This window comes from Stenotrophomonas rhizophila (genome assembly GCF_003751305.1).
Lineage (GTDB): Bacteria > Pseudomonadota > Gammaproteobacteria > Xanthomonadales > Xanthomonadaceae > Stenotrophomonas > Stenotrophomonas rhizophila_B.
The window spans coordinates 1,036,554-1,051,737 of the sequence record NZ_RJKV01000001.1; the positions used below are offsets into that span (position 1 = coordinate 1,036,554).

Annotated in this window: 14 protein-coding genes; 10 read left to right on the forward strand and 4 right to left on the reverse strand. The window is 67.2% G+C overall.

The features are described from left to right. Window positions 1-35: 35 nt before the first annotated feature. From EDF74_RS04865 to EDF74_RS04875, 3 genes are all read right to left on the reverse strand, one after another. Window positions 36-2,105, reverse strand: a complete 2,070-nt coding sequence (locus EDF74_RS04865) for a GGDEF/EAL domain-containing response regulator (RefSeq protein WP_123729023.1) — start codon at window positions 2,103-2,105, stop codon at window positions 36-38. A 92-nt stretch (window positions 2,106-2,197) separates the two neighbouring features. After that, entirely contained in the window at window positions 2,198-3,382 is a 1,185-nt protein-coding gene (locus EDF74_RS04870; RefSeq protein ID WP_123729024.1) for an NAD(P)/FAD-dependent oxidoreductase, read from the reverse strand. Next, on the reverse strand, window positions 3,379-3,930 hold the full coding sequence (locus EDF74_RS04875; protein WP_123729025.1) for a YaeQ family protein: 552 nt from the start codon (window positions 3,928-3,930) through the stop codon (window positions 3,379-3,381). Before EDF74_RS04875 ends, EDF74_RS04870 begins: the two co-directional genes overlap by 4 nt. A gap of 41 nt (window positions 3,931-3,971) precedes the next feature. Between EDF74_RS04875 and EDF74_RS04880 the strand changes: the two genes are divergently transcribed. Next, entirely contained in the window at window positions 3,972-4,856 is an 885-nt protein-coding gene (locus EDF74_RS04880; protein WP_123729026.1) for a pseudouridine synthase, read from the forward strand. Between the two features lie 42 nt (window positions 4,857-4,898). Here EDF74_RS04880 and EDF74_RS04885 read toward each other — a convergent pair whose 3' ends face one another. Continuing rightward, complete coding sequence (locus EDF74_RS04885) at window positions 4,899-5,372, reverse strand: YaiI/YqxD family protein (protein WP_123729027.1); 474 nt, start codon at window positions 5,370-5,372, stop codon at window positions 4,899-4,901. A gap of 301 nt (window positions 5,373-5,673) precedes the next feature. On the opposite strand from EDF74_RS04885, the gene EDF74_RS04890 reads away from it, so the two are divergent. The 9 genes from EDF74_RS04890 to EDF74_RS04930 all read left to right on the forward strand — a co-directional run bounded on the left by EDF74_RS04890 (window position 5,674) and on the right by EDF74_RS04930 (window position 15,183). Further along, window positions 5,674-5,883 carry a cold-shock protein gene (locus tag EDF74_RS04890; protein WP_017356920.1) on the forward strand — a complete coding sequence of 70 codons (210 nt, stop codon included), beginning with the start codon at window positions 5,674-5,676 and terminating at the stop codon, window positions 5,881-5,883. A 161-nt stretch (window positions 5,884-6,044) separates the two neighbouring features. Continuing rightward, window positions 6,045-6,737 (forward strand): glutathione S-transferase family protein, encoded by a 693-nt coding sequence (locus tag EDF74_RS04895; protein WP_123729028.1) that lies wholly within the window; start codon window positions 6,045-6,047, stop codon window positions 6,735-6,737. A gap of 37 nt (window positions 6,738-6,774) precedes the next feature. Continuing rightward, the gene (locus tag EDF74_RS04900; RefSeq protein WP_123729029.1) at window positions 6,775-8,340 is read left to right on the forward strand and encodes a protein adenylyltransferase SelO; all 1,566 of its coding nucleotides are present in this window, start codon (window positions 6,775-6,777) and stop codon (window positions 8,338-8,340) included. 311 nt (window positions 8,341-8,651) lie between these two features. After that, window positions 8,652-10,163, forward strand: a complete 1,512-nt coding sequence (locus EDF74_RS04905; protein ID WP_123729714.1) for a right-handed parallel beta-helix repeat-containing protein — start codon at window positions 8,652-8,654, stop codon at window positions 10,161-10,163. 20 nt (window positions 10,164-10,183) lie between these two features. Next, a complete protein-coding gene (locus tag EDF74_RS04910) occupies window positions 10,184-11,479 on the forward strand; it encodes a carbohydrate porin (RefSeq protein WP_123729030.1) in 1,296 nt (431 codons plus the stop codon). Next, entirely contained in the window at window positions 11,479-12,330 is an 852-nt protein-coding gene (aroD, locus tag EDF74_RS04915) for a type I 3-dehydroquinate dehydratase (protein WP_123729031.1), read from the forward strand. Before EDF74_RS04910 ends, aroD begins: the two co-directional genes overlap by 1 nt. Window positions 12,331-12,379: 49 nt before the next feature. Next, window positions 12,380-13,699 (forward strand): MFS transporter, encoded by a 1,320-nt coding sequence (locus tag EDF74_RS04920; protein ID WP_123729032.1) that lies wholly within the window; start codon window positions 12,380-12,382, stop codon window positions 13,697-13,699. A 150-nt stretch (window positions 13,700-13,849) separates the two neighbouring features. Then, complete coding sequence (locus EDF74_RS04925) at window positions 13,850-14,539, forward strand: 3-oxoacid CoA-transferase subunit A (protein WP_123729033.1); 690 nt, start codon at window positions 13,850-13,852, stop codon at window positions 14,537-14,539. After that, complete coding sequence (locus EDF74_RS04930) at window positions 14,536-15,183, forward strand: 3-oxoacid CoA-transferase subunit B (RefSeq protein WP_123729034.1); 648 nt, start codon at window positions 14,536-14,538, stop codon at window positions 15,181-15,183. Before EDF74_RS04925 ends, EDF74_RS04930 begins: the two co-directional genes overlap by 4 nt. Window position 15,184 lies beyond the last annotated feature (1 nt).

A 15,184-nucleotide genomic window follows, 5' to 3' on the forward strand; every position in this document is an offset into this window, starting at 1 on the left:
CGGTAGGTCACGACCGTGGGTCGTGACGCTTCCCCTCAGCTGAAATCGAAGTTCATCACCGGCCCCGCCGGGCCGACGAACTCACCCTGCACGTAATCCACGCCGGCACTGAAGAGCAGGCTCATCGAGTTGGCATCGGCGACGAACTCGGCGATGGTCCGGATGTTGGCGGCCTGCGCACGCGCGGTGATCTCGCTGATCTTCTCGCTGTGCTCGCGGGTGCGGGCGAAGTCGGACGTGAAGTCGCGGTCCAGCTTGAGGAACTGCGGCTGGAAGTGCGCCAGCAGCTGGAACGAATCCAGCCCTGATCCGAACTGCTCCAGACCGATCCGGCAGCCCAACGGGGCGACCGCGGCCAGGAACTGCTGGGCATTGCGCAGGTGGGTGAACACCTTGGCCTCCGGCGCGTGCAGCCACAGCTGTTCGCCCGGCACGCCCTGCGCCTCGAGTTCCCGCCGGAGCGTGGCGATCATCTGCGGGTCGTTGAACGACTCCGGGGTGATCTTGACCATCATGTGGGTGACATGGCCCTCGCGCTTGCGCGCGGCGAGCATGCCGATGGCGTGCGTGACCACCCAGCGGTTGATGTCGGCCAGCAGGCCATGGTCCTCGGCGATGCCCAGGAACGCGTTCGGGCTGAGCAGCTCGCCGTTGTGGTCCAGGCGCAGGTAGGCCTCGTACAACTCCAGTGCTTCGCCCTGCAGGCTGAGCACCGGCTGGTAATGCAGCTGGAAGCCATCGCCGTCCAGCGCCTGCCGGATGCGGGTCACCCAGTGCTGGATGCGCTCTTCTTCCACGCGGTCCACCGCGGCCGGATCGAACACGCGGGTGGTGTTGCCCAGTTCCAGTGCCGCCTGGGTGCACTCGGTCGCGCGCGCCAGCACCTGGCCGATGCTCGCGATCTTCTCGCCGACCTGCACACCGCCCACGCTGACGGTGACCGTGGCCGAGCGCTCGCCGATGCTGAACACCTGCGAGGCGAAGGCCTCCCGGATCTGGTCGGCCAGGGCGACGGTCTGCGCGTAGGGGGCCTCGGTCAGCACGGCAAAGCTGTGTTCGCCGAAGCGGGCCACCTGCGCGGTGTCGCCAACCGATTGGGCCAGCACGCGGGCGAGGGCGCCGATCAGCGCATCGGCCGAGTCCAGCCCGATCTCCGGCAGCAGGCGCGCGTAATGGTCCGGTTCGATCAGCAGCAGGCCGAACTGGCCCTCGCTGCGGCCGGCCTGGGCCACGGCATTCTCGACATGCAGCATGAAGGTCGGGCGGTTGAGCAGGCCGGTGACCTGATCGCGCTGGCGGAGGTCCTCGACCTCGCGCGCCAGTTCGGGATCGAACTCCATGCGCCGGCGGAACACCACCTGCAGGCAGGATTCGCCCTCGTAGCTGGCCTGGGTGAACTCCATGGTCGCGGCGAACACAGCGCCGTCCTGGTTGCGCGCGTCCACCTGGTACTGCGGTGGTGGGGCATCGCCTTTGCTCATGGATTTGAGCAGCTGTTTGAAGCCGTCCACGTGCTGCGGGGCGACCATGTCCAGCAGCGAAATGCCTTCCACATCGTCGAAGGTCTCGTAGCCGAACATCTCCAGGTAGGCCTCGTTGGCCCGGATGTGCATGCCTTCGTGGATGTAGGCGATCGGGTCGCGCGAGGACGAGATCAGCGCATCGCAGCGGCGCTCGGTCTCGCGCATCTGCGCCTCGATCCGGCGCAGCCCGCGGCGCGCGTGCAGATCGGTCCATTCGTTGCGGACCACCGCCAGCAGGTGCTCGGGGCGGTGGCGCAGGGCGATGGCGCGGATGCCGTTGGCGCCGGCCTCGACCCACTCGTTCTCATCGATCGATTCGGCCAGCAGGATCATCGGGATGTCCTTGCCACTGGCCGCGATCTGTTGGGTCACCTGCAGCAGCGGGATGCTCTGCGCGGCGGCGACCAGCACCAGGTCGATCGGCTGGGTGCCCAGTGCCTGGGCCAGTTCCTCGCTGTGCTGCGGGCGCATCGGGCGCACCGCGATGCCGCTGTTGCGCAGCGTGCTGACGATGGTCTCGGCGTTCTCGCCGCTGTCGTCCACGATCAGCAGGCGGACCGTCATGTCATTCGCGTTCTGCATTCACTACTCCCCGGACTGCAAACTTGATACACGATGCGTGTGACTACGTCCATGCGGCAAACGGTAGCCGATCACGGAACGTTCGTTCCGGCTCAGGCCACGCTGCCCGCGGCATGGCCACAGGCCCACGCCCACTGGAAGTTGTAGCCCCCCAGCCAGCCGGTCACGTCCAGCACTTCCCCAATGAAGTGAAGGCCGGGAACCAGCTGCGATTCAAAGGTACTGGAGGACACCTTGCGGGTGTCGACCCCGCCCAGCGTCACCTCGGCGGTACGGTAGCCCTCGGTGCCGCTGGCCACCAGCGGGAAATTCTGCAGTACTTCCGCGGCCTGGCGCAGCTGGGGCTCGTCGATCTGGCGCACCAGCCGGTCCGGCAGCCAGTGCTCGCACAGGCGCAGCGCCAACCGGCGCGGCAGCACCTCCGACAGCACCGTGCGCAGCTCGGCGGCACCGCGCTCGGCCTTCATCCGGCGCAGCCAGGCCAGCGCGTCCTGGCCGGGCAGCAGGTCCAGCCGCAGTTCATCGCCGGGCTGCCAGAAGGAGGAGATCTGCAGGATCGCCGGGCCGCTGATGCCGCGGTGGGTGATCAGCATGGAATTACGGAACTCGACCTCGTTGCAGCGCGCCGTGATCGGCAGCGCCACCCCGCTGAGGTCATTGAAGCGCTCCTGGTGCTTGCCACTCAGCGTCAGCGGCACCAGCCCGGCGCGGGTCGGCAGGACTTCATGGCCGAACTGGCGGGCCAGCTCATAGCCGAAGCCGGTGGCGCCCATGCTCGGAATCGACAGGCCACCGGTGGCCACCACCAGCGAGGCGGCATGGAAGTGCCCCTGCGCGGTGTGCACGTGGAAGCCGTCCGCGCCGCGCTCCACCTTCTGCACCCCGCAGTCGGTGCGGATCTGCACCCCGGCGGCCCGGCATTCGTCCACCAGCATCTTCACGATCTGCTTGGAGGAGATGTCGCAGAACAGCTGGCCCAGCTCTTTTTCGTGATACGCGATGCCGTGCCGCTCCACCATCTCGATGAAATGCCACGGCGTATAGCGGGCGAGCGCGGATTTGCAGAAGTGCGGATTGGCCGACAGGAAGTTGGCCGCCGTGGTGCCGGTATTGGTGAAGTTGCAGCGCCCGCCGCCGGACATCAGGATCTTCTTGCCAACCTTGTTGGCATGGTCGATCACCTGCACCAGGCGCCCGCGTTTGCCTGCGGTCATCGCACACATCAGTCCGGCAGCGCCGGCCCCGATGACCAGCACATCACAGCGGATCACACTCACGCCTGCGGCTTCTGCTTGCGCCAGGTGGGGATGACGCTGAGCTGCGCCTTGTCGGACGTCAACTGCACTTCGCCGTCCTGGATCTGCACGTCCCACTGCATCGTGCGTTCAATCTGCGCGCCCCATTCGGTGACGAACTCGCCCGGCAGGTCCATGACCTCCAGCGTGGACAGCTTCTTCAGCGCGGAGGCGTTGCGGTCCCACCAGATATCGGCGGCGCGGCCGCCGTAGGTGACCAGCTGCACCGCGCGCGCGCGGCCGGCGGCCTTGCGCAGGCGCGACTCGTCGGGCTGGCCCAGTTCGATCCACAGCTCGACATCGCCGGTGTAATCGCGGCGCCACAGGTCCGGCTCGTCGTCCACGCTCAGGCCGCGGCCGAACTCCAGCCGGTCATCGGCGTTCAGGGCGAAGGTGAGCAGGCGCACCATCAGGCGGTCGTCGGTCTCGGACGGGTGCTGGGCCAGCGTCAGCGTATGGCTGGCGTAATAGCCGCGATCCATGTCGCTGATCTGCAGTTCGGCCTTGCGGATGGTGGCGGTGAGGGCCATGGGGATACCTGAAACAAAGAGCGCCATGATAATGGTTCGCCATGAGCCCGTCCGATCCGATCCTCGCTGCCCCCGCACCCAGCCGCCTGCAGTTGCCCCCCGGCGACTGGCCAAGCCTGCTGGAGGGGCTGTGTGCGCGCTTTCCGCGCATCGACCGCGCGCAGTGGGCGGACCGCTTCGCCCGGGGGCGGGTGCAGGACGCGCAGGGCAGGGCGCTCGCGCCGGATCAGGCTTGGCAGGTGGGGCTGGAGATCGTGTACTTCCGTGAAGTGGCTGATGAGCCGGTGATTCCGTTCGTGGAGGCCATCGTCGATCAGGACGCGCACCTGCTGGTGGCCGACAAGCCGCACTTCCTGCCGGTTACCCCTGCCGGCGGCTACGTGCGCGAGACGTTGCTGGCGCGGCTGGTGGCGCGCACCGGTAACCGCGACCTGGTGCCGCTGCACCGCCTGGACCGGCTGACCGCCGGGCTGGTGCTGTTCTCGACCCGGCCCGATACCCGCGATGCCTACCAGCGCCTGTTCCGCGAGCGGCGCATCGAGAAGGTGTACGAGTCCCTGGCACCGCCGCTGCCGGATCGGGCGTTCCCGCTGGAGCGCCATACGCGGTTGGTCCCCGGCGAGCCGTTCTTCCGCATGGCCGAGGTGCCCGGTGAGCCCAATGCCAGGACCCGCATCGAGGTGATCGACGGCACTGGACCGGTCTGGCGCTACCGGCTGCACCCGGTCAGCGGCCGCAAGCACCAGTTGCGCGTGCACATGGCGGGACTGGGTGCGCCGATCCTGGGGGACGACCTGTACCCGGAGCTGCTCGCCGATGCGCCGGCGGACGCGCCGCTGCAACTGCTGGCGAGGGAATTGACGTTCGATGACCCGCTGACCGGGGAGCGGCGCACGTTCACCAGCGGGCTGTCGCTACATCTGTAGAGCCGGCCGCTGGCCGGCTGCCTGGAACTGTGGATTGATCCTTCAGCCTGAACGCTTGGCCAGCCAGCGGTCCAGCTGCGCAGCGAAGGCCTGCTTGTCGCGCGCGTGCAGGGGCGCCGGTCCGCCCGTCTGAACGCCGGAGCCGCGCAGTTCTTCCATGAAATTGCGCATCGACAGCCGCTCAGCCATGTTGTTCGGGGTGTACAGGTCGCCGCGCGGGTTCAATGCGACGGCCTTCTTGTCCAGCACCAGGGCCGCCAGTGGGATGTCCTGCGTGACGACCAGATCGCCTGGCTGGACCCGTTCGACGATCACGCTGTCGGCCACATCCAGGCCCGGTGGAACCTGGATCGAGCGGATGAAACGGGACGGAGGGGTCCGCAACCAGTGGTTCGCGACCAGGGTCATCTCGATCCCGGCACGCTCGGCGGCCCGGAACAGGATCTCCTTGATGACCGCCGGACAGGCGTCGGCGTCCACCCAGATGTGAACTTTAGGGGTCGGGGCATCTGTCATTTTGCTGATCTTAAGGTAGGAAAAATCTGAATGGGGGGTGCGATTTCGTGTAGGATCGCCCGACCCCTTGTCCTGTCAGGCGGGAGGGGGAGGATGGCTGAATCAACCAGCTATCGCTTTTTCGGTAAAACACGAGTATCGTCACCCACACTGTGTTTGCTAGGGTCACCGTGAATCGTGGCCTGGTGCAGTTGATCTCACGATCTGCTCATCGATCCGCTTTACCAACGCCTGCAACTCAGTCTCGGCTCCGATACGCGGCGGCCGCGATTATTTCAACTATTGTTTCAGGAGTTAGTACATGTCTGATCGTCAGCAGGGCACCGTGAAGTGGTTCAACGACGCCAAGGGCTTCGGCTTCATCACCCCGGAAAGCGGCCCGGACCTCTTCGTGCATTTCCGCGCGATCCAGGGCACCGGCTTCAAGTCGCTGCAGGAAGGCCAGAAGGTGACTTTCGTCGCCGTGCAGGGCCAGAAGGGTATGCAGGCTGACCAGGTGCAGGCGGTCTAATCGACCCCCCGCAACCGTAAGGTCGCCTAAAACGCCGGAAGCGAAAGCTTCCGGCGTTTTTTATTGGGCGGCATTCGGGCATTGCCACCGCAGAACACGTTGAAGACGTCATCGTGCCGGCCGCCCGGTTACGATGCCGCTTTGACCCTGCGGAACCCTCGATGATCAAGGTGCACCATCTGGACCACTCGCGCTCGCTGCGCGTGTTGTGGATGCTCGAAGAACTGGGCCTGCCGTACCAGGTCGTCAACTACCAGCGCGATCCCAAGACGTGGCTGGCACCGCAGGCGCTGCGCGACGTGCACCCGCTGGGAAAATCGCCGGTGCTGCAGGACGATGCGCTGGTCCTGGCTGAATCCGGCGCGATCCTGGAATACCTCGCCGACCGCTACGACAGCGGCCGCCAGCTCTCGCCCGAGCCGATGCCGGCCCAATCCCCCGAACGGGTGCGTTACCGCTACTGGATGCACTACGCCGAAGGCTCGGCGATGCCGCCGCTGGTGATGACGCTGGTGTTTTCGCGGCTGCGCAACGCGCCGATGCCGTTCTTCGCCAAGCCGATCGCGCGCTCCATTGCCGACAAGGCGCTGAACGGCTTCGTGCGTCCTCAGGTGAAGCTGCACATGGACTGGATGGAACGCGAGCTCGGCCAGTCGCCGTGGTTTGCCGGGGAACGCTTCACCGCTGCCGATATCCAGATGAGCTTCCCGATCCAGGCCGCCGCCGCGCGCGGTGGCGACATGACCGCCTACCCACGGTTGCAGGCGTACCTGGCCCGGATCGAGCAGCGCCCGGCGTACCAGCGTGCGGTGGAGCGCGGCGGTCCGTTGAACCTCGGCGGCGGTTCGCGCTGAACTTGCGGGGCAGCCGGTCTGCCCCCATTTCATGCCTATGAGCACCCAGCCCCTGCGTTTCGACAACCGTTTCATCCGTGACCTGCCCGGCGACCCGGAAACCGGCCCGCGCGTGCGCGAGGTGCGGGAGGCCGCGTGGTCCTCGGTCATGCCGACGCCGGTTGCCGCGCCACGGCTGCTGGCGTACTCGCCTGAGGTGGCCACGCTGCTGGGCATGGGCGAGGACCTGATCGAGAGCGAGGATTTCGCGCGGGTGTTCGGCGGCAATGCGCTGTATGCCGGGATGGCACCGTGGGCGGCCAACTACGGTGGCCATCAGTTCGGCCATTGGGCGGGGCAGCTCGGCGATGGCCGTGCGATCTCGCTGGGCGAGCTGCTCACCCCGGACGGTGCGCATTGGGAGCTGCAGTTGAAGGGCGCCGGGCGCACACCGTACTCGCGGGGCGCCGACGGGCGTGCGGTGCTGCGCTCGTCCATCCGCGAGTTCCTGTGCAGTGAAGCGATGCATCACCTAGGCGTGCCGACCACGCGCGCGCTGAGTCTGGTCGGCACCGGCGATGCCGTCGTGCGCGACATGTTCTACGACGGTCATCCTGAAGCCGAACCCGGCGCGATCGTGTGTCGCGTCGCGCCGTCGTTCATCCGCTTCGGCAGCTTCGAACTGCCGGCCTCGCGCGGTGACACGACGTTGCTGCGGCAGTTGGCCGATGTCTGCATCGCGCGCGATTTTCCTGCGCTGGCAGAGGCGGGCGAGGCGCGCCATGCACGCTGGTTCGCCGAGATCTGCGAACGCACCGCGGTGCTGGTCGCGCACTGGATGCGCGTCGGCTTCGTGCACGGGGTGATGAACACCGACAACCTCTCCATTCTCGGGCTCACCATCGATTACGGCCCGTATGGCTGGGTCGAGGACTACGATCCGGAGTGGACCCCCAACACCACCGACGCGCAGGGCCGACGCTATCGTTTCGGCACGCAGCCGCAGGTGGCGTACTGGAATCTCACCCGGCTGGCGCAGGCATTGGCACCGCTGTTCGAGGATGTCACCCCGCTGCATGACGGGCTGGCGCGTTTCCAGCAGGTGCACGCGGACTGCGAGCGCGCCGACATCGCCGCGAAGCTGGGGCTGGACACCTGCCGCGATGACGACGTGGCGTTGATGGCGGCGTGGCTGGAGATTCTGCACGAGGGCGAGATGGACATGACCCTGGCCTTCCGTGGGCTGATGGCGCTCGATCCCGCATCGCCTTCCGTGGCGGTGCTGGAGGAGGCGTTCTACAGCCCGGCCCGTCGCGACGCGGTGCTGCCGTCGCTGCAGGCATGGCTGCAGCAGTACGCGGTGCGCCTGCGCGGCGATGGCCTGAGTGCAAACGCGCGTCAGCAGCAGATGGGCCGGGCCAATCCGGTTTACGTGCTGCGCAACTGGCTCGCCCAGGAGGCGATCGAGCAGGCGGAGCAGGGCGACCTGAGCGGCGTGCATACGCTGCTGGAGGTGCTGCGGCGGCCGTATGAAACGCAGCCGGGGCGCGAACACTTCGCGGCCAAGCGGCCCGAGTGGGCGCGTGTGAAGGCCGGCTGCTCGATGCTGTCCTGCAGCTCGTAGAACATTGCGGGCGCTGCCCTGGTTGCCGCCCGCCATCGGACGTTTTCACCGTTGAATGCATGGGTACAGCCCCGTTGCGGCACGGCCGCAGGCATCGTCGTGCCTGCTTCTACGACAATGGTCGTAGGGCCGATGTTCGATAATCGCACGCATAGTCGATAAACGCACTTGAATGGTGCAGTGCGATAAACCTACTTTCAATCCCGTTCCAAGCGATCCACCTCTGGCGGGCGAGGGCGGTGCCGAAACGGTACTGAAGCCAGGTGCAGGGGAAGACCGCAGGAGTTCCCTTCCCTGTGCGGAGTATGCGCATGCGTTGCCGTCTGTCTGCTGTTTCCCTGTCCCTGCTTGCCGTGCTGCCGTCGCTGGCACAGGCCTTCCAGGCCGAGCCTGCGCGCACGCCACTGGAGGTGCTGAAGGTGGAGCGCTATGCCGATGATGCCAACCCGGGCTCGTTGCGCTGGGCGATCAGCACCGCCAACCAGGCACCCGGGCGCTACCGGATCGAGATTGCCGCGGTGGGCAACGCGCCGTACGTGATCCGTCCGACCACGCCGCTGCCGGAGATTGTCGGGCCGGTGCAGATCGTCGGCACGCCGTGGGCGCTCGATGGGCAGTACGTCGCCATCGACGGCTCGGCCTATGTCACCGGCACCGGCACCGATGCCTGCCCGGGGGCCGAGCCCGGCCAGTCCGGCACCAACGTGCGTACCACCACCCTGCCGGGGCTGGTGCTGCGTGACACCCGCGGCGTCGAACTGACCGGGCTGGAGATCCGCAATTTCTGCATCGGCGTGCTGATCAACCGCAGCAGCCACAGCGAGATCCATGACAACCGGATCGTCGCCAACAAGGGCGGTGCCGGGATCATGCTCACCGGCGATGACGGCAAGGGCCAGTCCACCGCCACCACCACGGTGCACAACCGGATCGTGCGCAACCAGTTCGTGGACAACGGCGATGGGCTGGAGCTGACCCGCGGCGCTGCCTGGAACCTGGTGGCCGACAACCTGTTCCAGTCCACCGCCGCCAATCCCGAACCTTCGCAGGGCATCGAGATTCTGTGGGGCAACGACAATACCGTGGTGCGCAACCGTTTCGTCGATTACTCCGATGGCCTGCAGATCAACTGGGGCAACCGCAACTACATCGCGGCCAACACGTTCACTGGCAATTCGATCGGCCTGAGCATCACCGGCAGCGGGAATGTGGTGGATGGCAACACGATCACCGGCAACGGCATCGGCATCGCAGTGCGACCGCAACCGGTCAGCGCACCGAATCGTTTCAGCGCCAACCGGATCTTCGACAACGGGCTGAAAATCGAGCGCTGTGAGGCCGGTGGTGCCTGCGCCCAGGGCCAGCCGCGCGGGGCCATCGTATTCGGCGTACCCGGGTTGGAACATGCGAACTTCGTGGGCTCGCGCGGGCGCGGGGTGGACAACGATCCGGCCAAGCGTGCGCGCATCTGTACCGCGCCGGGGCCGGCCGAGTGTCAACCGGCCCCCAATCTCGGCCAGACCGCCCCGACGCTGCAGGCAGTGCAGGGCAACGGTGCAGCGCGCACGGTGCAGGGTGTCTTCCAGGGCATGCCAGCGCAGCGCTATCAGCTGGAGCTCTTCGGCAACCGCGCCGCGCATGGTGGCGAAGCCGAACGCCTGCTCGGCACTGTCGAGGCGATCACCGATGCACAAGGGCAAGGCCGCTTCACGCTGGCGTTGCCGACCACCGGCGAAGCGGCTGACATCGCCACCGTGACCGCCACTGCGACCTCCGCGCTGGGCGCGACGTCGCCTCTCAGCGCACCGCTGTCGCTGCGCTGATCCCCCTTCGAGTGATGCCCATGGCCGTCCTGATCCGAACCTCCCTGTCCACGCTGGTCGCCACGGCGCTGCTGTGCCCGGCGCTGGCCGCCGCGCAGTCCGCCAACCGCTACGACGGCACCACCCTGACCGGCGATTGGGGCGGCACCCGCACCTCGCTGGATGAACGCGGCATCCGGTTCCGCGGCGACTATGTCGGCGAAGCGATGGGGGTGGTCGACGGCGGTTACGGCCGCACCGGCGCGCGCTATGCCCAACAGGTGCGCGTGGGCGTGGACCTGGACATGGGCACGCTGGCCGGTTGGAGCGGCGGTGCATTCCACGTCACGCTCAATGACCGCCGCGGCAACAGCACCTCGGCCGATCTGGTCGGCAACCGCTTTCCGATCCAGGAAGCCTACGGTGGCCAGTACACCCGCCTCACCGAAGCCAGCTACGACCAGACCTTCAACGTCGGCCAGTCGTATTTCAAGCTGGGCTATTACGCGATGGGCAACCAGTTCGGCCTGCACAGCCTGCTGACCCACTTCGTCAATGCGGCCTTCTGCGCGCATCCGCTGGCGATGTCCGGCAACAGCGGCTGGTACAACTACCCCACGGCACGCTGGGGCGGTGAAGTGGCCCAGCAGGTCAGCCCGGCGTTGAACGTGCGCACCGGGTGGTTCCAGGTCAACCCGAACCTCGGCGGCAACATCGAACGCAACGCGTTCCGCCCGTTCGTGTCGGGCACCACCGGCTCGCTGTTCCCGCTGGAAGTGACCTGGACGCCGGACAAGGGCGGCACCCATCCGGGCGTGTACAAGTTCGGCGGCTACTACGACACCTCGCGGGTCAATCAGCGTGGCCTGGATACCTCGCCGACCACGGGACGCCACGGCGCCTACGTGCTGGCCGAGCAGCGCCTGACCCGCGAAGCCGGTGATCCGCAGCGCGGGCTGACCGCGTTCGCGCAGTACATGGTGTCCGATACCGATACCGCGCAGATCCGCCGCTGGTACGCGCTGGGTGGCGTCTACCAGGGCATCGGCTCACGGGCGCAGGACAGCATCGCGCTGGGTTACGTCGGTGCGGACATCAATCGTCGCCTGGTCGATGCGCGCCGCGCCGATCTCATCGGCATGGGCGTACCGGGCGATTCGCCGCTGTACCAGCTCAGCCAGGCCGAAGAACTGTTCGAACTGTCCTACAGCATCCAGGTCACGCCCTGGCTGATGATCCGCCCGGACGTGCAGTACATCGTCAATCCCGGCACGTTCGCCTATACCCGCACCGACAACGCCTGGGCGTTGGGTGTACAGACCAAGGTCACCTTCTGATGCGCGCGCTCACTCCCTATCTGTTGGCCGCCGTGCTGGGCGGCGTGGCATCCGTTGCACAGGCCGCCCCGCCGGCGGTGACGCCGTTGCAGGTCGGTGCACTGCGCATCGGCGAAGGCGCGCCTCGCACCATCGTGCCGATCACCGGCGCCACCGCCGAACTGGCGCTGCAGCAGGCCGCGGCGATCGCCGCCAGCCCCTCCACCGACCTGGCCGAATGGCGCATCGATTACCTGGACATCGCCACCGATGGCACGGCGCTGGTCGCGCTCGGCAAGCGCATCGCGCGCACGCTGAACGGCAAGCCGATGATCGTCACCTTCCGTACCCAGGCCGAAGGCGGCAGCAAGCCGATCAGCGATGCAGACTACGCGGCGCTGTACAGCACGCTGCTGCACGGTGACTTCGCCCAGTTGATCGACGTGGAAATGTTCCGTGATCCGGCCCGGGTCGCGGCGCTGGTCGCGCAGGCGCACAAGGCCGGAGTGAAGGTGGTGATGTCCAGCCACGACTTCCACGCCACGCCCGCCCGCGAAGAGATCATCGCGCGGCTGCTGCGGCAGGACACGATGGGCGCGGATGTGTTGAAGATCGCAGTAATGCCGCAGGACGCCGGCGACGTACTCACCCTGCTGGAGGCCACCTGGCAGGTGCGCCAGCGCAGCAGCAAGCCCCTGCTGACCATGTCCATGGGCGGCACCGGTGTGGTCTCGCGGCTGGCCGGTGAGACGTTCGGCCAGGCGCTGACCTTCGGCATGATCGGCACGCCTTCGGCCCCGGGCCAGGTCGAGGTCGAACAGCTGCAGTCGGTGCTCCAGGTCATCCATGCCTCCAGCCAGGCCGGTCGCTGAGACCTCCCCGCCGGACATCTTTCGCATCACGTTGTCGCAGGATCCTTGTATGAGCCATGCCGCCACCTCCGCTTCCCCGCTCGTGCTCGAGCGGATGAGTCCCTTCCAGTGGACCGCCATCGCGATCTGCGTGCTGTTGAACATGCTTGATGGCTTCGATGTGATGGTGATGGCGTTCACCGCGCCGCACGTATCGGCCGACTGGGGGCTGTCGGGCAAGGTGCTGGGCATCATGCTCAGCGCCGGTCTGGTCGGCATGGCGCCGGGCTCGTTCCTGCTCGCACCGCTGGCCGACCGCTGGGGCCGCCGGCCGATGATCATGCTCTGCCTGGTGATCCTGACTGTGGGCATGGCCGCATCCGCGCTGGCTGCCAACGCCTGGCAGCTTGCCGCACTGCGTGTGTTCACCGGCATCGGCATTGGCGGCATGCTGGCCGGGGTAGGGGTGATCACGGCCGAGTATGCCAATGCGAAATGGCGCAGCACGGCGGTGGCGATGCAGGCGACCGGGTATCCCATCGGGGCCACCCTCGGCGGCCTGCTGGCGGCGTGGATGCTCCAGCATTTCAGCTGGCACAGCGTGTTCCTGATCGGTGCCGGTGCCTCGCTGCTGTGCATTCCACTGGTGCTGGCGTGCCTGCCCGAATCGCTGGATTTCCTGGTGGCGCGCCGGCCGAAGGATGCGTTGCCGCGGCTCAATGCCCTGCTGGCCCGCATGCGCATGCCGACCCTGCAGGCACTGCCGCCGGTGCCCGTGCGCGCCGACGGCCGCAAAGGGTACGCGGCGCTGTTCGTGGGTGACCTGCGCCGGGTGGCGGTGCTGATCGCGATGGCCTTCTTCCTGCACATGTTCGCGTTCTACTTCGTGCTCAGCTGGACGCCGAAGCTGCTGGTGTCCGCCGGGGTCTCGGCGCAGCAGGGCATCACCGGTGGCGTGCTGCTCAACTTGGGCGGCATCGTCGGCGGCAGCCTGTTCGGCTGGCTCGCTTCGCGCTGGGCGCTGTCGCGGCTGACTGCCGCCAGCCTGGTGCTGGCCATGCTGGCGATGCTGCTGTTCGCCGGCTTCAACACCCGTCTGGAGATCGCGTTCCCGATCGCCTTCGTGATCGGCGCGGCGTTGTTCGGCGCGATGGCCGGCCTGTATGCCGCCGCGCCGGTGGTGTTCGCGGCGGACGTGCGCACCACCGGGCTCGGCTGGGCGATCGGGATCGGGCGCGTCGGTGCGATTCTTTCGCCGTTGAGCGTGGGCCTGCTCGTCGATGCGGGCTGGTCGCCCGCGGCACTGTACGTGCTGTGCGCGCTGCCGCTGGCCCTGGCCGCGTGGGCCTGCCTGGGGCTGCGCGTCGGCGTTGGCCAGACGCGTACCTGAGCCGGCCGGGAGAACCGCAATGATGTGCGATTATCGAATCAAGTGGCCGAATATCGGATTGACCGCGCTGAGCGCGCTCCGCACCATGGTCCCTTCCAGAGTCTTCCCGCACGTGGCCGCGCATCGCAGTGCGTGGCAAGGAGCAATGCAGTGATCGACAAGACCGTGGCCAGCGCTGACGCAGCGGTGGCCGATATCCACGACGGCGCAACAGTGATGATCGGCGGGTTCGGTACCGCCGGCATGCCTGATGCGCTGATCGATGCCTTGATCGCGCAGGGCGCGCGCGGGCTGACCATCATCAACAACAACGCCGGCAACGGCGACAGCGGGCTGGCTGCGCTGATCCAGCACAAGCGGGTGCGCCGCATCATCTGCTCGTTCCCGCGCCAGTCCGATTCGCAGCATTTCGATGCGGCTTACCGCGCCGGTGAGATCGAACTGGAGCTGGTGCCGCAGGGCAATCTGGCCGCGCGCATCCATGCGGCCGGCTCGGGGCTGGGGGCGATCTTCACCCCCACCGGCTATGGCACCGAGCTTGCGCAGGGCAAGGAAACCCGCGAGATCGACGGCCGCCATTACGTGCTCGAGTATCCGCTGCATGCCGACTTCGCGCTGATCAAGGCACACCACGGCGACCGCTGGGGCAACCTGGTCTACCGCAAGACCGCGCGCAATTTCGGCCCGCTGATGGCGATGGCCGCGCGCTGTGCGATCGTCCAGGTAGAGTCGGTCGTGCCTCTGGGTGAACTCGATCCCGAGGCGGTGGTGACCCCGGGCATCTTCGTGCAGCGGGTGGTCGAACTCCCCGCGTCGACCACCGCAGGAGACCGCGCATGAACCGCCTCAGCCGCGATGAGATGGCCGCGCGCGTTGCGCGTGACATCCCTGAAGGTGCCTACGTCAATCTGGGCATCGGGCTGCCGACCACGGTGGCCAACTTCCTCCCTGCCGACAAGGAAATCTTCCTGCAGTCGGAGAACGGGCTGCTGGGCATGGGCCCTGCGCCGGCACCCGGTCAGGAAGATCCGGACCTGATCAACGCCGGCAAGCAGCCGGTGACGCTGCTCACCGGCGGTTGCTATTTCCACCATGCCGATTCCTTCGCGATGATGCGCGGCGGCCACCTGGACATCTGCGTGCTCGGTGCGTTCCAGGTATCGGCGCAGGGCGACCTGGCCAACTGGAGCACCGGCGCGGCCGATGCGATTCCGGCGGTAGGCGGCGCGATGGATCTGGCCATCGGTGCCAAGCAGGTGTTCGTGATGATGGACCTGCTCACCAAACAAGGGCAGAGCAAGCTGGTGGCCGAGTGCAGCTATCCGCTGACCGGCCTGCGCTGCGTCTCTCGGGTCTATACCGATGTCGCCGTGTTCGATCTCGGCAAGGACGGCGCGACCGTGCTGGAGATGGTCGACGGGGTGACGCTGGCGCAGCTGCGCGAGCTGACCGGCCTGCCGCTGCAGATGAGTGAAGGAGCCTGAC